The sequence below is a fragment of the Rhodoferax koreense genome, assembly GCF_001955695.1.
Lineage (GTDB): Bacteria > Pseudomonadota > Gammaproteobacteria > Burkholderiales > Burkholderiaceae_C > Rhodoferax_B > Rhodoferax_B koreensis.
In genome coordinates this window covers 617,415-635,759 of the sequence record NZ_CP019236.1, presented here as the reverse complement: position 1 = coordinate 635,759, position 18,345 = coordinate 617,415, and the positions used below count along the sequence as shown (strand labels likewise).

Here is an 18,345-nt window from a genome sequence, read left to right as displayed (position 1 = left end):
GCCGGCCGGCCGCATGTGGGGTGGACATGAGATACCCATCCACCGCGCGTGAGGTTTCCGCCGCCCTGGCCGCCTGGTTCGAGACTCGCGGCTGGAAGGCGTTCCCCTTCCAGCGCGGCGTGTGGCGCGCGGTGGCCGCGGGGCGCTCGGGCTTGCTGCACGCCAGCACCGGCGCGGGCAAGACCTACGCGGCGTGGCTGGGCGCGTTGCAGGCCTTCTCGTCGCGGCAGGATGCCGGCAAGGGCCCGGCGCCGCTCACCGTGCTGTGGCTCACGCCGATGCGCGCACTCGCCGCCGACACCGAACGCACGCTGCAAGCCTCGCTGGCCGCATTGCACGCACAGGTGCCGGGCCTGCGCCCGTGGACCATTGGCCTGCGCACCGGCGACACCAGCGCGGCGCAACGCAGCGCACAAGCCCGCCGGCTGCCCACGGCCCTCGTCACCACGCCCGAAAGCCTGTCGCTGATGCTGGCGCGTGCCGATGCGCGCGAGGTCTTGTCGAGCGTACGCATGGTGGTGGTGGACGAATGGCACGAGTTGCTGAGCAACAAGCGCGGCGTGCAGGTGCAGCTCGCGCTGGCACGGCTGCGCCGCTGGAATTCGGCACTTCGGATCTGGGGCATGTCGGCCACGCTGGGCAACCTCGACGAAGCCATGGACACGCTGCTCGGCACGCCGATGGAAGGCGCCGAGGCAGGCCTGTTGGTCCAGGGCAAGCTCACCAAGCAGTTGACCATCGACACACTGCTGCCCGCGCGCATGGCACGCTTCGCCTGGGCCGGCCATCTCGGCCTGCAGATGCTGCCGCAGGTCATCGCTCACATCGAGCCCTGCGCCAGCACGCTGGTGTTCACCAACACGCGGTCGCAGTCGGAGATCTGGTACAAGGCGCTGCTCGAGGCACGGCCCGACTGGGCGGGGCTGATCGCACTGCACCACGGCTCGCTGGACCGCGAGGTGCGCGACTGGGTCGAGGCCGGGCTCAAGGCCGGACAACTCAAGGCGGTGGTGTGCACCTCGAGCCTCGATCTCGGCGTGGACTTCCTGCCGGTGGAGCAGGTGCTGCAGATCGGTTCGGCCAAGGGCGTGGCGCGTCTGCTGCAGCGCGCGGGCCGCTCCGGTCATGCGCCGGGGCGTCCTTCGCGCATCACCCTGGTGCCGACCCACAGCCTGGAACTGGTGGAGGCGGCGGCGGTGCGCGTGGCGGTGCGGGCCGGCCGCATCGAAGCGCGGCGACCGCTGCAGCAGCCGCTGGACGTACTGGTTCAGCACCTGGTGACCGTGGCGCTGGGCGGCGGCTTCGAGCCAGGCGCCCTGCTGGACGAAGTGCGGCAGACCGCCGCCTACCGGCACCTGTCCACCGAGAACTGGCAGTGGTGCCTGGACTTCGTGCGACAGGGTGGCCCATCGCTGGCCGTGTATCCCGATTACCACCGCGTCGTGCCCGATGAACACGGTGTCTGGCGCGTGCCCGATGCGCGGCTTGCGCGGCGCCACCGCATGAACATCGGCACCATCACCAGCGATGCCAGCGTGCGCGTGCAGTTCTACAGCGGCGGCGGTGGCGCGGGCGGCGCGCGGCTCGGATCCGTGGAGGAAAGTTTTGTCGCCCGCATGAAGCCCGGCGACTGCTTCGTGTTCGCCGGCCGCGCGCTGGAGCTCGTGAAGGTGCACGAAATGACCGCCTATGTGAAACGCGCGCCGCCGGGCCGCGCCACGATCCCGCGCTGGAACGGCGGACGCATGCCTTTGTCCAACACCCTGGCCGACGCCATGGTGCAGCTCATGGCGGAAGCCGCCGCACGGCACTACGACAGCCCTGAGATGCGCAGCGTCCAGCCCTTGCTGGAACTGCAGCAGGACTGGTCGGCCCTGCCCACGCCCGACACGCTGCTGGCCGAGGTGCTGCACAGCCGCGAGGGCTGGCACCTCTTCCTCTACCCTTTCGCCGGCCGCCACGTGCACATCGGCCTGGCCAGCCTGATCGCCTGGCGCGCCGCGCGGGAACAGGCGGGCACATTCTCCATCGCGGTGAACGACTACGGTTTCGAGCTGCTGAGCGCCACCGAGCTCGATTGGGCGAGCCTGCTGCCGCAATTGCTGGCGCCTGCGCCCCTCGATACGCTGCTGACCGAGGTGCTCGGCAGCCTGAACGCCAGCGAACTCGCGCGGCGGCGGTTTCGCGAGATCGCGCGCGTCTCGGGTCTGATCTTCCAGAGCCATCCGAACGAGCGCCGCAGCAACAAGCAACTGCAGGCTTCTTCCGCGCTGTTCTACGAGGTGTTCCGCAAGTACGACCCGGCCAACGGCCTGCTGCGCCAGGCCGAGCAGGAACTGCTGCAGGACGAACTCGACATCCAGCGCCTGGCCGACAGCCTGGCCCGCATGCAGGGCCAGCGGCTGGTGCTGTGCCGGCCGGTGCGCGCCACGCCGTTCGCATTTCCGCTGATGGTCGAGCGCTTCCGCGAGAAGCTCAGCAACGAATCCTTGGCCGACCGCATCGCGCGCATGGTGCAGCAGCTCGAAAAGTCCGCCGGCGCCGCGCCGTCGGGCGACGAGACTTCGGAGCAGGTGCATGAGGCGGTCGGCTTCAACGAGGAGCCGCGCGCCACCGGGCCGCGTGCGCCGCGAACGCGCAGGCGGCGAACCGGGTCATGATGCCGCCCATGCAAGGCCGCACCGACAACCCAACGCCGAACCATCTGGTGATCGCCTGCGCGGGTGAAACCCTGTGGCTGCTGCCCGAGCGCGCGCTGTGGTGGCCGGCGCGGCGCGTTTTGTGGATCGCCGACCTGCACCTGGGCAAGGCCGCGGCGTACCGCGCGCTCGGCCAACCCGTGCCTGGCGGCACCACGCAGGAGAACCTGGCCCGGCTCGACCGGCTCGTCGCGTCGCTCGTGCCCGCGCAGTTGGTGTTCCTCGGCGACTTTCTGCATGCGCCCGGCTCGCGCACCCCGAGCCTGCTGGAAGCGCTGGCCGACTGGCGCGGCCGGCATACCGAACTGGCGATGGTGCTGGTCCGCGGCAACCACGACAAACGTGCAGGCGATCCGCCCGCGTCGCTCGCCATCGAGGTCGTGACCGAACCCTGGCTGCTCGGCCCATTCGCGTGTTGTCACCACCCGCAGGCCCATGCGACGCATTACGTGCTGGCCGGCCACGTGCATCCGGCATTGCACCTACGCGGCCTGGGACGCGACCGGCTGCGCCTGCCGTGTTTCTGTTTCGACGCCGACCAGGCGGTGTTGCCGGCTTTCGGGGAATTCACCGGAAGCTGGACGGTACCGCCCCAGCCTGGGCGGCGCCTGTTCGCGGTGGGCGGGCAGGCGGTGTGGCCGCTGCCCGGGTCGGACGATCAGCCCTCGCTTCAGTCCTCGCTCAGCAGGACGTTGTAGATGATGGCGCCGAGGATGGCGCCGGCGATCGGGGCCGCCCAGAACAGCCACAGGTCGCCCATGGCCGCGGTCTTGGCGAACAGCGCCGGGCCGGTGCTGCGGGCGGGGTTCACCGAGGTGTTGGACACCGGGATCGACACCAGGTGGATCAGCGTCAGGCACAGGCCGATGGCCAAGCCGCCGAAACCACCGGCGGCCCGCTTCGCCGTGGCGCCGAGGATCACGATGAGGAAGATCGCGGTCATGACCACTTCGGTGGCGAACACGGCCGCCAGGCTGTATTTGCCCGGCGAGAGTTCACCGTAGCCGTTGCTCGCGAATCCGCCGACGTCGACCGGGCCGGTGATCTTGCCCGTGGCGATGAAATAGAGCAACGCGGCTGCGGCGATCGCGCCCAACACCTGGGCAATGATGTAGCCCGGCAAGGAGGCAGCCGGGAAGCGCTTGCCCACGGCCAGCCCGATGGACACCGCCGGGTTGAAGTGCCCGCCGGAGATGGGGCCGAACGCATAGGCGCCGGTCACCACGGTCAGCCCGAAAGCAAGCGACACGCCGAGCAGGCCGATGCCCACGCCCGGAAACGCGGCCGCCAGCACCGCACTGCCGCAGCCACCGAAGGTGAGCCAGAAGGTGCCCAGAAACTCGGCCGACCATTTCTTGAGATTGCTGTCCATGATGTATTGATTCCTTTTGTTGGTTGCTTGCTTGGGATGGCGCACCCCCCGGTTTCCCCCGTGGAAGCGCGGGCCGCATCTTCGTTGCCGACGGGCAAGAGCTGCGCCATCGATTCGGCAAAACGGCTTACTTTAGTTGATAAATTCACAGTTTGCATACGAATTTTTAATCAATTCGTTATCCGCATACCAGATACAGCGCATTCGTTCCTTGCACTGGACGCGCGCAGGGGGCCTTGAACTGCCACCGGCGGGCCATAATTGGAGGCTGTCATCAACATGCGTCACCGACGCTTTTTGCTGTCCACCTTTTGCGAACCAACATGACCAAACAAACACTGTCCTTCCAGGCCGAAGTCGCCCAGCTGCTGCACCTCGTGACGCACGCGCTGTATTCGAATCCCGAGATCTTCCTGCGCGAGCTGATCTCCAATGCGTCCGACGCCTGCGACAAGCTGCGCTTCGAAGCCCTGAACAACGCCGCCCTGTACGAGGACGCGCCCAACCTCGAAGTGCGCGTGACCTTCGACAAGGAAGCCAAGACGCTGACCATCACCGACAACGGCATCGGCCTGTCCGAAGCCGAGGCCATCGCCAACCTGGGCACCATCGCCAAGAGCGGTACCAAGGAATTCATGGGCAAGCTGAGCGGCGACCAGAAGTCGGATGCGCAGCTCATCGGCCAGTTCGGCGTGGGCTTCTATTCGGGCTTCATCGTGGCCGACAAGATCACTGTGGAATCGCGCCGCGCCGGCCTGCCGGCCAATGAAGGCGTGCGCTGGATCAGCGGCGGCACTGGCGACTTCGAGGTGGAAACCATCGAACGCGCGCCGCGCGGCACCAGCGTCATCCTGCACCTGCGCGAGGACGCGACCGACTACCTCAGCACCTGGAAGCTCAAGTCCGTCATCGGCAAGTACTCCGACCACATCTCCCTGCCCATCCTGATGCGCAAGGAAGAGTGGAAGGAAGGCGAGGACAACAAGGGCGGCGAGATGGTCACCACCGACGAGTGGGAAACCGTCAACAAGGCCAGCGCCTTGTGGAGCCGCGCCAAGAAGGACGTGACGCCCGAGGAATACAACGAGTTCTACAAGCAGATCAGCTACGACCACGAAGCGCCGCTGGCCTACACGCACAACCGCGTCGAAGGCAGCACCGAATACACGCAGCTGCTCTACGTGCCGGCGAAGGCACCCATGGACCTGTGGAACCGCGACAAGAAAGGCGGCCTCAAGCTCTACGTGAAGCGCGTCTTCATCATGGACGACGCCGAGGCGCTGCTGCCGAGCTACCTGCGCTTTGTGAAGGGCGTGGTCGATTCGAGCGACCTGCCGCTCAACGTGAGCCGCGAACTGCTGCAGGAAAGCCGCGATGTGAAGGCGATCCGCGAAGGCTGCACCAAGCGCGTGCTGGGCATGCTGGAGGATCTGGCCAAGCACGACAAGCTGCCTGAAGCCAAGGCCGACGCCGAAGTCACCGACGTGGTGAGCGAGGAAGACAAGGCGCAAGCCGGCAAATACAGCGCCTTCTACGCCGAATTCGGCGCCGTGCTGAAGGAAGGCCTGGGCGAAGACTTCGCCAACCGCGACCGCCTGGCCAAGCTGCTGCGTTTTGCCAGCACCACCAGCGACACGGTGAGCGTGTCCTTCGCCGACTACAAGGCGCGCATGAAGGAAGGCCAGGAGGCCATCTACTACATCACGGCCGACAACGCCGCCGCCGCCAAGAGCAGCCCGCAACTCGAAGTCTTCAAGAAGAAGGGCATCGAAGTGCTGCTGATGACCGACCGCGTGGACGAATGGGCGCTGAACTACTTGAACGAATTCGACGGCACGCCGCTGCAGTCCGTGGCCAAGGGCGCGGTCGACCTGGGCAAGCTGCTCGACGAAGACGAGAAGAAAGCCGCCGAAGAAGCCGCCGAGACCTTCAAGCCACTGCTTGCCAAGCTCAAGGAAGCCTTGAAGGACAAGGCCGAGGACGTGCGCGTGACCACGCGTCTCGTCGATTCACCGGCCTGCCTGGTGGTACAGGACGGCGGCATGAGCACCCAGCTCGCGCGCATGCTCAAACAGGCCGGCCAGAGCGCGCCCGAGGTCAAGCCCGTGCTGGAAGTGAACGCCGAGCATCCGCTGGTGAAGAAGCTCGACGGCTCGGTGCATTTCAACGACCTGGCCAACATCCTGTTCGACCAGGCGCTGCTGGCCGAGGGCGGCATGCCGGCCGATCCGGCGGCTTACGTGAAGCGGGTGAACGCGCTGCTGGTCTGATCCGGGGATCGACCGCATCGCGACGGGAGGCCGGGGCGACCCGGCCTTTTTGCTGGGCGCAACATTCGGATACCGCCTTCGTGTGAACTGTCGGTAGCATCGCGCCCATGCATCCTGTCGTGTCCCTGTCCTTGGTCCGTCGCCTCGCCATGTTGTCGCTGGCCGCGGGCTTTCTCTCCGGCTGTGCCGCCGGTGCAGGCATCAGCGTTCCGCTGTTTCCCGGCGTGTCGATCGGCGTCGGTGTCAATTCCGGTGGCGATGTGAACCTGGGGCTGGGCACGGGGGTCGGGCCGGTCGGCGTGGGCGTCGGCGTGAACCAGCGCGGCCAGGTCTCGGCGGGCGCGGGGGTGGGCGTCAGCACCGGCGTAGGCGGCGGTGCCCGCGTGCGTGCCGGCGTAGGCACGGGCACGGTGATCTACGATCCGAACGCTGCGCCGGCGAACCCGCCGCCGAGACATTGAGGCTTCGCCTCAGCAGAAAGCCAAGGCCAGCCAGGCCGGATCTTCCACCACGTTGAGCACGAGGTAGTTGCCCAGGCTGTAGCCGAGGAAGGCCAACGCTTCCCGCCATTCGGGCCAGGGCGCACCGCGCGGCGGCAACACCGGCAGGAAGGACGGCCGCACCATTGCGCGCGACCGGGCGAGCGCCGGATTCATACGTAGAGCGGCTCTTCCTGCATGGCCTCGATCTGCTCGGTCAGCATGTTGACCTGCCCGACCCAGTAGTCGCTGGTGCCGAACCACGGGAAGTTGATCGGGAACGTCGGGTCGCCCCAGCGCCGGGCCAGCCAGGCGCTGTAGTGGATCAGGCGCAGCGTGCGCAGCGGCTCGATCAGGGCGAGTTCGCGGCGGTCGAAGCTGCGGAACTGCTCATAGCCGTCGATCAGGCCGCTGAGCTGCAGCGTGCGCTGGGCGCGGTCGCCGCTGAGCAGCATCCACAGGTCTTGCACGGCCGGGCCGGTGCGCGCGTCGTCGAGGTCGACGAAGTGCGGGCCGCCTTCGGGCCGGTCGGTGGGTGTCCACAGGATGTTGCCGGGGTGGCAGTCGCCGTGCAGCCGCAAGCGCGTTATTTGAGCATCATTTTGGCCTGAAGCGCAGGTGGATAAAGCGCTGGCCGCTATCAAATCAAGAGCTTCGTTGCATGCGGCCTGCCATTCGCTCTGCACGTCCATCGGGATCATCTGGTGGCCCAGCAGCCAATCACGCGAAGCAGTGCCGAAGGTCTGCAGGTCCAGCGACGGCCGGTGCACGAAGGGCTGGCGCGCACCCACGCTGTGGATGCGCGCGAGAAAGCGGCCGATCCATTCGAGCACCTCGAAATCGTCCAGTTCGGGCGCGCGGCCGCCACGGCTCGGGCTCACGCTGAAGGCAAAGCCGCCGAAGTCGTGCAGCGTGGCGCCGTTCAGCACCAGCGGGCCGACCGCCGGGATCTCGTCGGCCATGAGCTCGGCCGCGAAGGCATGTTCTTCCAGGATCTGCGCACGGCTCCAACGCTCCGGCCGGTAGAACTTGGCGACCACGGTGCTGCCGTCTTCCAGGCGAATCTGGTAGACGCGGTTCTCGTAGGAACTCAGCGCGGTGATCCGCCCGTCGCCGTACAGCCCAACGCCAGCCAGCGCGTCGAGCACGACGTCCGGCGTGAGGCTTTGGTAGGGATGGGCAGCACTGGTATCGGAAGAAGACATGCCCCGATTGTCGCCGCCGAAAGGCTCAACAGCGAAGCACGGCGCTGCCTCATTCCAGAACACCGCGGAACCGGCTTCGCCGGGCCGCTGGTGTTGCCCCCTGCAAGGGGGTGGGCGGCTACACGCAGTGAGCCAACCTGGGGGTGAGCTTATTTACTCGGCAATCACCAGTTCGACTTCGATGTTGCCGCGCGTGGCGTTCGAATACGGGCAGACACCGTGAGCGGCATCCACCAGGTCCTTGGCCGCAGCCTTGTCCATGCCGGGCAGGCTGATGACCAGTTTGGCGGCGATGCCGAAACCGGCGGGAATCGGGCCGATAGAAACGCTGGCGTCGATGCTGGTGTCGGCGGGCACGGTGATCTTCTTCAGGCCGGCCACGTGCTTCATGGCGCCCAGGAAGCAAGCGGAATAACCAGCGGCGAACAGTTGCTCGGGGTTGGTGCCGTCACCGTTGCCGCCCAGTTCCTTCGGCGGGGCGAGCTTGACGCTCAGCTTGCCGTCGTCGGTGGCGGATTGGCCGTCGCGGCCGCCGGTGGTGTGGGCGTGGGCGGTGTAGAGCACTTTGTCGAGTTTGGTAGGCATGGTGGTTCCTTGGAAAATGCTTCGGATGAAGCGGGTTGAAAAATTCAGGCAGTGAGCCGGCCGCGCAGTTGCTGGATCTGCTGCGTGAGCGCCACCAGCTCGGGAATGCTGCACTGGCTGGCTTCGGCAATGCAGCCCGGGATGCGGCCCGCCGGCACCTTGAGCTTGCGCCCTGCGGCCGTCAGGCGGATGTGCACCCTGCGTTCGTCGTTCACGTCGCGCACCCGGCTGATCAGCCCGGCGGCCTCCAGCCGTTTCAACAGCGGCGTGAGCGTGCCGGAATCCAGGCAAAGCCGCTCGCCGAGCTCGGAGACCATCAGGCCGTCACGTTCCCACAACACCAGCATCGCCAGGTATTGCGGATAGGTGAGGCCCAGTTCCTCGAGCAAAGGCTTGTAGACCTTGGTCATGGCCAAGGACGCCGAATACAGCGCGAAACACAGCTGGTTGTCCAGCAGCAGCATCGGGTTGGCGGTGGCGTCTTTGGTGGGCATGGCTGGATTGTAGCTGGCAATTGAATTGCGATCAATTTAATTGCTACAAGAAACCCTGCATGGCGCAGGGTCACCGGTTTCAGTACTTGTAGACGCCATGGCCCGTCTTGCGGCCGAGCCGGCCAGCGGCCACCATTTCCTTCAGCAGCGGGCACGGCCGGTATTTGCTGTCGCCGAACTCGTTGAGGTAGACCTCCATCACCGCCAGGCACACGTCCAGGCCGATCATGTCGGCCAGCGCCAGCGGGCCGATCGGCTGGTTGCAGCCGAGCTTCATGCCGGCGTCGATGTCCTCGGGCGTGGCCAGGCCCTCGGCCAGCACGAACAGGGCTTCGTTGATCATCGGCACCAGGATGCGGTTGACCACGAAGCCGGGCGCGTTCTTCACCGTGATCGGCGTCTTGCCCAGGGCCGTGGCCAGCGCGTGCACAGCGTCGTGCGTGGCGTCGCTGGTCTGCAGCCCGCGGATGATCTCCACCAGGGCCATCATCGGCACCGGGTTGAAGAAGTGCATGCCGATGAAGCGGTCGGCGCGGCTGGTCACGGCGGCGAGCTTGGTGATGCTGATCGACGAGGTGTTGGAGGCGATCAGCACCTCGGGCGCCAGCAGCCCGTCGAGCTGCTGCAGGATCTTGACCTTGAGGCCGTGGTTTTCGGTGGCGGCTTCGATGACGAGTTGCGCCGCCTTGAATTCCGCATAGTCGGTGGAGGTCTTGATGCGCGCCAGCGCGGCGGCCTTGTCGGCCTCGGTGATCTTTTCCTTCTTGATCAGCCGGTCCAGGCTGCCGGCCACGGTGGCCAGGCCCTTGGCCACGGCCTCCTGCGAGATATCGACCATGATCACGTCGATGCCGGACACGGCGCACGCCTGCGCGATGCCGTTGCCCATGGTGCCCGCGCCGACGACGCCCACGGTGGTGATTTTCGCAAGGGTGGGGCTGCTCATGGGGAAACTCCTTAAAGTGAATGGATTGTCTTGGAGACCATCATAAAACGTGCCAACTTCGCCCCCCTGCTCCTGTCCGTCGCATGTCTGACACCTTCGACTATCTGATCGTGGGCGCCGGCTCGGCCGGCTGCGTGCTGGCCGGCCGCCTGAGCGAAGATCCGTCGGTGCGGGTCGCGCTGCTCGAGGCGGGGCCGTCCGGCGAGAGCCCGTTGATCGCTTGCCCGGCCGCGGTCGCCGTGCTGGAGCGCACCGGCCGGTTCCACTGGAACTTCGCTACCGTGCCGCAGCCTGGCCTGAACGGGCGCACCGGCGACCAGCCGCGCGGCAAGGTGCTCGGCGGCTCGAGCGCGGTGGACGCAATGGTCTACACACGTGGACACCCGGGCGACTACGACCGCTGGGCCGCCGAGGGCAATGCCGGCTGGGCCTTCGCCGATGTGCGGCCCTTCTTCCAGCGTGCCGAGGCCTGCCTGGGCGTCGCGGCACTGGCCGAGCCCAACCCTGGCAGCAAGGCCTTCGTGCAGGCGGCGGTGCAGGCAGGCTTCGACGGCCCCGACCCCGAAGGCGTGGGCCTGCACCGGGTCATGCAACACGGCGGGGAGCGCATGAGCGCCGCGAGGGCGTACGTCACGCCGCACCTGTCTCGGCCCAACCTCAGCATCATCACCGGCGCGCATGCCACGCGCATCCTGCTCGAAGGCAAACGCGCCGTGGGCGTGGAATTCGGCCACGAAGGCTACCTGAAGCAGTTGCGTGCCAACCGGGAGGTGCTGCTGTGTGCCGGCGCGCTGCAGTCGCCGCAGATCCTGATGCTCTCGGGCATCGGCCCGCATGCGCACCTGGTCGAAAACGGCATTGCCACGCGTCACCACCTGCCGGGCGTGGGCCGGAACCTGCAGGACCAGCCCGCCGTATCGCTGCTGGTGCACGTGCCCGGCGCCAACGCATTGCCGGGTCTTTCGTTCGGCGGCCTGGCGCGTCTGCTGCGCGCCATGGCCGAATGGCGCCGCAGCCGTACCGGTCCGCTCACCAGCAACCTCGCCGAGGCCGGCGGCTGCATCCGAAGCCAGGCGGACGAGCCGCTGCCCGATCTGCAACTCCAGTTCCTGGTGCGCGAGCGGATCGACCATGGGCGCCGGCTGGCGCTGGGCCACGGCTATGCCATCCGGGTAGGTGTTTTGCGGCCGCGCAGCCGGGGCCAGGTGTCGCTCGACGGCAAAGACCCCTTCGCGCCGCCGCGCATCGATCCCGACCTGCTGGGCGACCGTGACGACATGGAGCGGCTGCTGCGCGGCTTCGGGATCGCCCGCCGCATCGCGGCGCAGCCGGCGCTGGCTGCGCTGGGCGGGCGCGAATCGCCCGTGTCGGCGCGCGCACAGGGGGAACTGCAGCTCGAGCATTTCATCCGCGACCATGCCGAATCGGGCGAGCGACCCGTCGGCACCTGCCGCATGGGCCCGGGACCGCTGGACGTGGTCGATGCGCAGCTGCGCGTGCATGGGGTGGCTGGGCTGCGGGTGGTGGACGCCTCCGTCATGCCGTATGCGGGCGGCAGCAGTCAGGCGGCGGTCTTCATGCTGGCGGAGAAGGCCGCCGAGCTGGTGATTCGCCAGCCCAATGTGGCAAATGAAGGTCGACCTTCCACCTGATTGTTGCAAGTTGTTAGATAACATGTAAATATGCAACGACGTTGCCTGACGACGCATCGGGTCAGGCCACAATCTTCTTCAAAAGGGAAGTATGTGCATGGACTACAGGTCATGGCCCGGCCATCAAAACAGCGCCGCGCGCCAATGGTGAAATGAGCGATCGTCCCCAGGATCCCTCGATGCTGGCACTCTCGCTGCAGGCGACGGTGCTCTCCTACGCGCGCCTGCGCGAGGCGGCAACCGCGCTGGCCAGCGAAATCGCCAGCGCCAAGGGATGCTCGCGGGTGAGCGTCGGTTTTGTGGTCAACGGCTTCGTCTCGCTGGTGGCGCTTTCGCACGGCGGCAGCGAAGGACTTGGCGGCAAGGCCTTCGCACCGCTCGCGGCAGCCATGGACGAGTCGGTGGCCCAAGGAGCCAGCGTGCAGTGGCCGGCCGATGGTGCGCCGGCCATCCGGCTGGCGCACAGCCGCCTGGCCACGGGTGCGACCGGCGCCGTGGCCACCGTGCCCATCGTCTACCTGGGCGACACGGTCGGTGCGGTCACCTGCGAATGGCCGAGCCGCCCGCCTGGCTTCGCGCCACTGGTGGCTGAACTCGAGAACCTGCTCAGCCTGGCCGGCCCGGTGCTCTACCTGATGCACCAGCGCGAAGTGCCGCTCGGCCGGCGCGTGGCCGAGGCCCTGCGGCGCGCCGGGCGCAAGCTCCGATCGACCGATGGCGCCCGCGCACGCATCGGCCTGGCGCTGGTCGTGCTGGCCGCCGTGCTGCTGCTGGCGATGCCGGTGGACTACCGCGTGGGCGGACGCGCGCGCATCGAGGGCGAGCAGCAGCGCTCGCTCGTCGCGCCGGCCGATGGCTTCCTCAAGGCGGCGCATGTGCGTCCCGGCGACCATGTCAAGGCCGGCCAATTGCTGGTGGAGATGGCCGACCAGGATCTGAGCCTGCAGCGGCGCAAGTGGTCCAGCGACCTGGGCCAGCAGGAGAACGCCTACGCCAGCGCCGTGGCCCGCGCCGACCGGGCGGCGATGGTGATCGCACTGGCCCGTGCGGACGAGGCGCGCGCCCATCTGGCGCTGGTGGACGCCGAACTGGCGCGCGCCCGCATCGTGGCGCCTTTCGACGGCATCGTGGTCGATGGCGACCTCAGCCAGTCGCTCGGCGCGCCGCTGGAACGCGGCAAGCCGCTGATGGTGATGGCCCCGCTGGAGCGCTACCGTGTTGTCGTGCAGGTGGACGAGCGCGACATCGCCCGGGTGAAGACCGGCCAGCAGGGCGCGCTGGCGCTGTCGGCACTGCCCTGGGACGCGCTGGCGATCCGCGTCACCCGCATCACGCCGGTGGCGCATGCGGTGGAGGGGCGCAACGTGTTCGATGTCGAAGCAGATGTCGACGCCGCAGCAGCACGCATCCGCCCGGGGCTGGAGGGCGTGGCCAAGATCGCGGTGGCGCGGGTCCCGCTGGCCTGGGCCTGGTCGCACCGCCTGGTGGACTGGGTCCGGCTTTCCGTCTGGGGCTGGTTGCCTTAGGACCGCCATGGAATCCTCCCTCTTCAGCCCGCGCTGGTACCGTGTCGCAGGATTGCGTCCGCAGCTGCGCGCGCAGGTCGAGCTGAAGCGGCAGGCGCAGCGCGGCACGCCGTGGTACGTGCTGCAGGACCGGGGCAGCGACGAGGCGCGGCGCCTGAACCCGGTGGCCTATGCCTTCCTCGGCCGCTGCGACGGCTCGGTGTCGGTGCAGCAGGCCTGGGACGCCCAGTTGGCCGCGCATCCGGAAGAGGCGATGTCGCAGGACGAGGTGATCGAACTGCTGGTTGCGCTGCACAGCCGCGGGCTGGTGCAATTCGACGTGACGCCGGACGTCGAGAACCTGTTCCACACGCTGGACCGGCGCCAGCGCCGCCGACGCCGTGGCGGCGTGAATCCGATGGCCTTCCGGCTCACGCTGGGCGACCCTTCGCGGGCACTCGACCCCCTGGCCCGGCTCGTGCCCGTGCTGTTCTCGGGCGCCGGATTCTGCGTCTGGCTGGCGGCCGTGCTGGCCGGCGGCCTTGCCGCGGCCATGCACTGGAGCGAGTTGCTGCTCGACGCCGACAAGGTGCTGCGCTCGCCCGGCTACCTGCTCATGGCCTGGCTGATGTACCCGCTGATCAAGACCGTGCACGAGGCGGCCCATGCGCTGGCCCTGCGTCGCTACGGCGAACACGTGCGGCTGGCCGGCATCAGCCTGATCCTGCTGAACCCGGTGCCCTTCGTGGACGCCTCCGCGGCCGACGGCCTGCGCAGCCGCCACCAGCGTGCGCTGGTGAGCGCCGCCGGCATCATGGCCGAGCTGTTCATGGCGGCACTGGCCATGGCGGTCTGGCTGGCGGCGCAGCCCGGCGTGGTGCGCGACGTCGCCTTCGTCACCATGCTCATCGGCGGCCTGTCGACGCTGCTCACCAACGGCAACCCGCTGCTGCGCTACGACGGCTACTACGTCTTCTGCGACCTGCTGGACCTGCGCAACCTGGCCACGCGCAGCGGGCGCTACTGGGCCGAAGGGCTGGGCCGCCGGCTGTTCGGCATCCGTACGCGCGCGCCCATCGACGTGCTGCCGGGCGAGCGCTTCTGGCTGCGCGTCTACGCGCCGCTGTCCTGGGTGTACAGGTTGGTGCTGTCGTTGGTGGTCGGCCTGTGGGTCGGCAGCTTCTCTGCGCTGGTGGGCGTGTTCGTGGGCACGATGATGCTGATCGCCAACATCGGACTGCCGCTTTGGCGCGTGGCACAGATGCTGCGCGCCGCGCCCACCGAAGACGGCGAGCGGCGGCGTGCCGCCTGGCGCGCCACCGCGACAGGCGTGCTGATGGCCGGCTTGCTGGGCGGGCTGCCGTTGCCCTACAACACGCTGGCCGAAGGCGTGGTCTGGCTGCCGGAGCAGGCGCAGATCCGCGCCGGGACCGACGGCTTCGTCGTGGCCCTGCACGCGGTCGATGGCCAGCGCGTGCGCGCCGGTGACGTGATCGCCACCCTGGACGATCCGCAGCTCGCGGCGCAACGCGCCACGCTGGTCGCCGACGCCGCCGAGCTCGACGTGCTGCTGTTCCGCGCCATCGACCTGGCGCCCCAGGACGCGCCCGACCTGCGCGAACGCCTGGCCTATGCCCAGGCCGAACTCGCACGGCTGGACGACAAGCTGGGCCGGCGTGAGATCCGGGCGCAGAGCGACGGCCTGCTGGTGCTGTCGCAGCAGGACGAGGTGGTCGGCCAGTTCCACCGCCGCGGCGACCCGATCGGCTACCTGCTCACCCCGGCACCGACCGTGATACGTGTTGCGTTGCCGCAGCAGGAGGCCGACCTGGTGCGCAGCGGCCCGTCCGACGTGCGGGTGCGGCTGGCCGACGACAGCGCAAGCGTGCATGCCGGCCGCATCGGCAACAGCGTGCCGGGCGCCGCCACGCGCCTGCCCAGCGCGGCGCTCGGCGACACGGCTGGCGGCCGCATCGCCACCGACCCTGGCGACAGGCAGGGCCTGACGCCACGGCAGCCGGTGGTCGTGCTCGACGTGGAACTCGCCGATGCCGCCCGATCTGCCGACGCCAAGCGCAGCGAGTTGATTGGTGCACGCGCGCTGGTGCGCTTCGACCACGGCACGCGGCCGATCGCCTTCCAGGCCATGCGCCAGCTGCAGCAACTCTTCCTCGGGCACTTCAACCCATCCACATGAACAACGCCGCCCTTCCCATTCCCGGCCTGCGTTGGGGCCAATACCCGGAGCGTGCCGAACCCGCCGGTCCGCGCAACTGGCGGCGGGCGCCTGCGCTGGTTCCCGGCTGGCCGGGCAGCCTGCGCAGCCGTGCCGAAGTGGCAGAACGCCAGGCCCGAGCCTTGCAAACGTTGCCGGCGGCGGCCTTCACCGCGCAAGGCGAGGCCGTGCAGCAGCGGATGCTGCGCGAGGGCTGGCGGCGCGACGTGCTGGTGCAGGCCTGCGCGCATGCGGCCGAAGCGGCGCGGCGCGCACTGGGCTGGACGCCCTATGTCGAGCAGCTGATGGCCGCGCTGGCGATGCTCGGCAACGACATGGCGGAGATGGCCACCGGCGAGGGCAAGTCGCTGGCCGCGGCGCTGGCCGCCGGCGTCGGCGCGCTGGCCGGCATTCCCGTGCACGTGCTCACCGCCAACGACTACCTGGTGGAACGCGACGCCGGGACCTTCGCGCCCTTCTACGCCCTGCTCGGCCTGCGCGTGGCTTTCGTCACCGCGCGCCAGTCGGCCGACATGCGACGCGAGGCCTATGCCGCGCATGTGGTGTACGTCACCGCGCGGGAAGTCGCCTTCGACTACCTGCGCGACCGCCTGACCCACGGCTCGCCCCGGCAGGCCCTGCAACGCCGGGTGCAGGCCCTCGCCGCGGCCGAGGTGGCGCCAACGTTGCTGCGCGGCCTGTGCATGGCCGTGATCGACGAGGCCGACAACATCCTGGTCGACGAGGCGCAGATGCCCCTGATCCTGACGCGCGAGGTGGCGCATGCCGCCGACCGTGCCTTCCTGTGGCAGGCCTATGCACTGTCGGCCCGGCTGGTGCAGGACGAGGATTTCCGCCTGCACACGCACGACCGGCGGGTCCAGCTGACCGACGCCGGCCGCACGCGCATCGCCGCACTCACGGCAGGGCTCGGTCCGCTGTGGTTGAACTCGCGTCACCGCGACGAGACCCTGGCCACGGCGCTCACCGCGCGGCACGCGCTGGCGCGCGACCGGGACTACGTGCTCGTGCCGGCCACCGATCGTCGCGGTGGACAGGAAATCGCCATCGTCGATCCGGTGAGCGGCCGCATCGCCGAAGGCCGCAAGTGGTCGCGCGGCCTGCATGCGCTGGTCTCCATCAAGGAAGGCTGCCAGGTGCCCGCCGAGATGGAAACGCTGGCGCAGATCACCTTCCAGCGGTTCTTCCGCCGCTATCACCGGCTCGGCGGCATGAGCGGCACCCTGCGCGAGGCCCGGGCCGAACTGCGCACGCTGTACGGCTGCCGCATGGTGCAAGTGCCAGCGCGGCTGCCGAGCCGGCGCCAGGCCTGGCCGGCGCGGCTGTATGTCGACGAGGCCGCGCGGCGTCGCGCCGCGGTGGCGCGGGCCCGCCTGCTGGTGGCGGCCGGGCGGCCGGTCCTCATCGGCTGCGACTCGGTCGAGGCCTCGCACGCGATGGCGCAAGCCCTGAGGGAAGCCGGCATCGCGCACGAAGTGCTCGATGCGCGCCACGATGCGCAGGAAGCGCACGTCGTGGCGTGTGCCGGCCGGCGCGGCCAGGTCACCGTGGCCACCAACATGGCCGGGCGCGGCACCGACATCCACGTCGATGCGCAAGCCCTGGCCGCGGGGGGCCTGCACGTGCTGAGTTGCCAGCGCAATGCATCGAGGCGCCACGACCGCCAGCTGCTGGGCCGCGCGGCACGCCAGGGCGAGCCGGGCAGCGGGGAGATCTGGCTCGTGCCCGGCCCCGGGGCTGCGCTCGGACCGCAAGGCCTGGCCAGCGCATGGTGGCGCTGGTGGCGCGGCCGGGCTTCGGTGGACGGCCGGATTCCCCTGCCCGCCTGGCTGCAGCGGGGCTGGCGCCTTTGGGTACAGCACCGTGAAGAAAGCCGCCAGGCCCGCCGGCGCCGCCAATTGTTTCGAAACGACTTGGCCCAGGACGACAGCCTGGCCTTTTGTGGAATGATCGAATGACACACCGCCACACCTACCGCGATCACCCCGGCCACCGTGCCGCCCGAACGCCGCCAGCGCTACGCCGGGCCATGGCGGCAATGCTGGCCGCCACGGTGGCCACGGCCACGGCCCAGCCGGCGCCGCCCCCGGCCACCATGGCGCCGCTGGCCTGCCTGATCCTGCCCGAACGCGTGGCCGAGATCGGCAGCGCCGTCATCGGCATCGTGGATGCGATCGAGGTCGACCGCGGCGACACGGTGCGCAAGGGCCAGGTCCTGATCCGGCTGCGTGCCGAGGTGGAGCGGGCCAGCAACGAGGTCGCGCGTTCACGGGCGCAGAGCGAGGCCGAGCTGCGCGGCGCGGTGGCGGCCCAGGACCTCGCGCAGATCAAGCTGGACCGCTCACGCCGGCTGAAGGCCGAAAACTTCGTCTCCGCGCAGGCCGTGGAGCAGGCCGAGGCCGAAATGCGCGTGGCCCAGGAGAAGGTCGCCCAGGCGCGCGAGAACCTGCGCACGCTCGCGCAGGAGGTGCAGATGTCCGACGCACAGGCTTCGCAGCGTGTCTTGCGCAGCCCGTTCGACGGCGTGGTCACCGAGCGTTACGCCAACCCGGGCGAACGTTTCGAGGACAAACCCTTGTTGAAGGTCGCGGCCATCCATCGCCTGCGCGTGGAGGTGGTGGCGCCCACCGCGCTGTTCGGCCGGCTGCGTCCGGGGCAGGAACTGCTGGTGCATCCCGAATTGCCGGGAGCCGCACCGCGCAAGGCGCAGATCGCGCAGATCGATCGCGTGCTCGACCCCGCCAGCAATACCTTCCGGCTGAGGCTGGACATGCCCAACGGCGACGCCAGCCTACCGGCCGGCCTGCGCTGCAAGATCGACCTCGGCCTGTCGGCTGCCCAGTCGCCCGTCGGCGTTGCCAGCGGCGTCGGCGAAGCCGCGCGCTGAAAGCCCCGGCATCCG

At 68.9% G+C, this 18,345-nt stretch carries 15 protein-coding genes; 9 read left to right on the top strand and 6 right to left on the bottom strand.

Going from position 1 to position 18,345, the window contains the following annotated elements:
- Positions 1-26: 26 nt before the first annotated feature.
- Both RD110_RS03005 and pdeM read left to right on the top strand, forming a co-directional pair.
- Complete coding sequence (locus tag RD110_RS03005; protein ID WP_076196577.1) at positions 27-2,660, top strand: ligase-associated DNA damage response DEXH box helicase; 2,634 nt, start codon at positions 27-29, stop codon at positions 2,658-2,660.
- A gap of 8 nt (positions 2,661-2,668) precedes the next feature.
- Positions 2,669-3,397 carry a ligase-associated DNA damage response endonuclease PdeM gene (gene pdeM, locus RD110_RS03000; RefSeq protein ID WP_076204306.1) on the top strand — a complete coding sequence of 243 codons (729 nt, stop codon included), beginning with the start codon at positions 2,669-2,671 and terminating at the stop codon, positions 3,395-3,397.
- Here pdeM and aqpZ read toward each other — a convergent pair.
- A complete protein-coding gene (aqpZ, locus tag RD110_RS02995) occupies positions 3,370-4,071 on the bottom strand; it encodes an aquaporin Z (protein ID WP_076196575.1) in 702 nt (233 codons plus the stop codon). The two genes, pdeM and aqpZ, sit on opposite strands and share 28 nt — an antisense overlap.
- 323 nt (positions 4,072-4,394) lie before the next feature.
- On the opposite strand from aqpZ, the gene htpG reads away from it, so the two are divergent.
- The gene (gene htpG / locus RD110_RS02990; RefSeq protein WP_076196573.1) at positions 4,395-6,341 is read left to right on the top strand and encodes a molecular chaperone HtpG; all 1,947 of its coding nucleotides are present in this window, start codon (positions 4,395-4,397) and stop codon (positions 6,339-6,341) included.
- A gap of 149 nt (positions 6,342-6,490) precedes the next feature.
- Entirely contained in the window at positions 6,491-6,802 is a 312-nt protein-coding gene (locus RD110_RS02985; protein ID WP_479725207.1) for a hypothetical protein, read from the top strand.
- A 9-nt stretch (positions 6,803-6,811) separates the two neighbouring features.
- Here the strand turns inward: RD110_RS02985 and RD110_RS27700 are convergent, their stop codons facing one another.
- From RD110_RS27700 to RD110_RS02965, 5 genes are all read right to left on the bottom strand, one after another.
- Positions 6,812-6,997 (bottom strand): hypothetical protein, encoded by a 186-nt coding sequence (locus RD110_RS27700; protein ID WP_157900040.1) that lies wholly within the window; start codon positions 6,995-6,997, stop codon positions 6,812-6,814.
- The gene (locus tag RD110_RS02980; protein WP_076196571.1) at positions 6,994-8,025 is read right to left on the bottom strand and encodes a serine/threonine protein kinase; all 1,032 of its coding nucleotides are present in this window, start codon (positions 8,023-8,025) and stop codon (positions 6,994-6,996) included. The genes RD110_RS27700 and RD110_RS02980 overlap by 4 nt, the downstream gene beginning before the upstream one ends.
- Before the next feature lie 153 nt (positions 8,026-8,178).
- On the bottom strand, positions 8,179-8,610 hold the full coding sequence (locus RD110_RS02975) for an organic hydroperoxide resistance protein (protein WP_076196569.1): 432 nt from the start codon (positions 8,608-8,610) through the stop codon (positions 8,179-8,181).
- 44 nt (positions 8,611-8,654) lie between these two features.
- Positions 8,655-9,104 carry a MarR family winged helix-turn-helix transcriptional regulator gene (locus tag RD110_RS02970; protein WP_076196567.1) on the bottom strand — a complete coding sequence of 150 codons (450 nt, stop codon included), beginning with the start codon at positions 9,102-9,104 and terminating at the stop codon, positions 8,655-8,657.
- Between the two features lie 79 nt (positions 9,105-9,183).
- Entirely contained in the window at positions 9,184-10,050 is an 867-nt protein-coding gene (locus RD110_RS02965; protein ID WP_076196565.1) for a 3-hydroxybutyryl-CoA dehydrogenase, read from the bottom strand.
- Between the two features lie 83 nt (positions 10,051-10,133).
- Between RD110_RS02965 and RD110_RS02960 the strand changes: the two genes are divergently transcribed.
- From RD110_RS02960 to RD110_RS02940, 5 genes are all read left to right on the top strand, one after another.
- Positions 10,134-11,702 (top strand): GMC family oxidoreductase, encoded by a 1,569-nt coding sequence (locus tag RD110_RS02960; protein WP_076196563.1) that lies wholly within the window; start codon positions 10,134-10,136, stop codon positions 11,700-11,702.
- Positions 11,703-11,854: 152 nt separating this feature from the next.
- Positions 11,855-13,228, top strand: a complete 1,374-nt coding sequence (locus RD110_RS02955) for an RND family efflux transporter (protein ID WP_083686077.1) — start codon at positions 11,855-11,857, stop codon at positions 13,226-13,228.
- A gap of 7 nt (positions 13,229-13,235) precedes the next feature.
- Positions 13,236-15,404 (top strand): PqqD family peptide modification chaperone, encoded by a 2,169-nt coding sequence (locus RD110_RS02950; protein ID WP_076196559.1) that lies wholly within the window; start codon positions 13,236-13,238, stop codon positions 15,402-15,404.
- Positions 15,401-17,401: a preprotein translocase subunit SecA gene (locus RD110_RS02945; protein ID WP_076196557.1), complete on the top strand. Its 2,001-nt coding sequence runs from the start codon at positions 15,401-15,403 to the stop codon at positions 17,399-17,401. The genes RD110_RS02950 and RD110_RS02945 overlap by 4 nt, the downstream gene beginning before the upstream one ends.
- Positions 17,398-18,330 carry an efflux RND transporter periplasmic adaptor subunit gene (locus RD110_RS02940; protein WP_083686076.1) on the top strand — a complete coding sequence of 311 codons (933 nt, stop codon included), beginning with the start codon at positions 17,398-17,400 and terminating at the stop codon, positions 18,328-18,330. The genes RD110_RS02945 and RD110_RS02940 overlap by 4 nt, the downstream gene beginning before the upstream one ends.
- Positions 18,331-18,345: the final 15 nt, after the last annotated feature.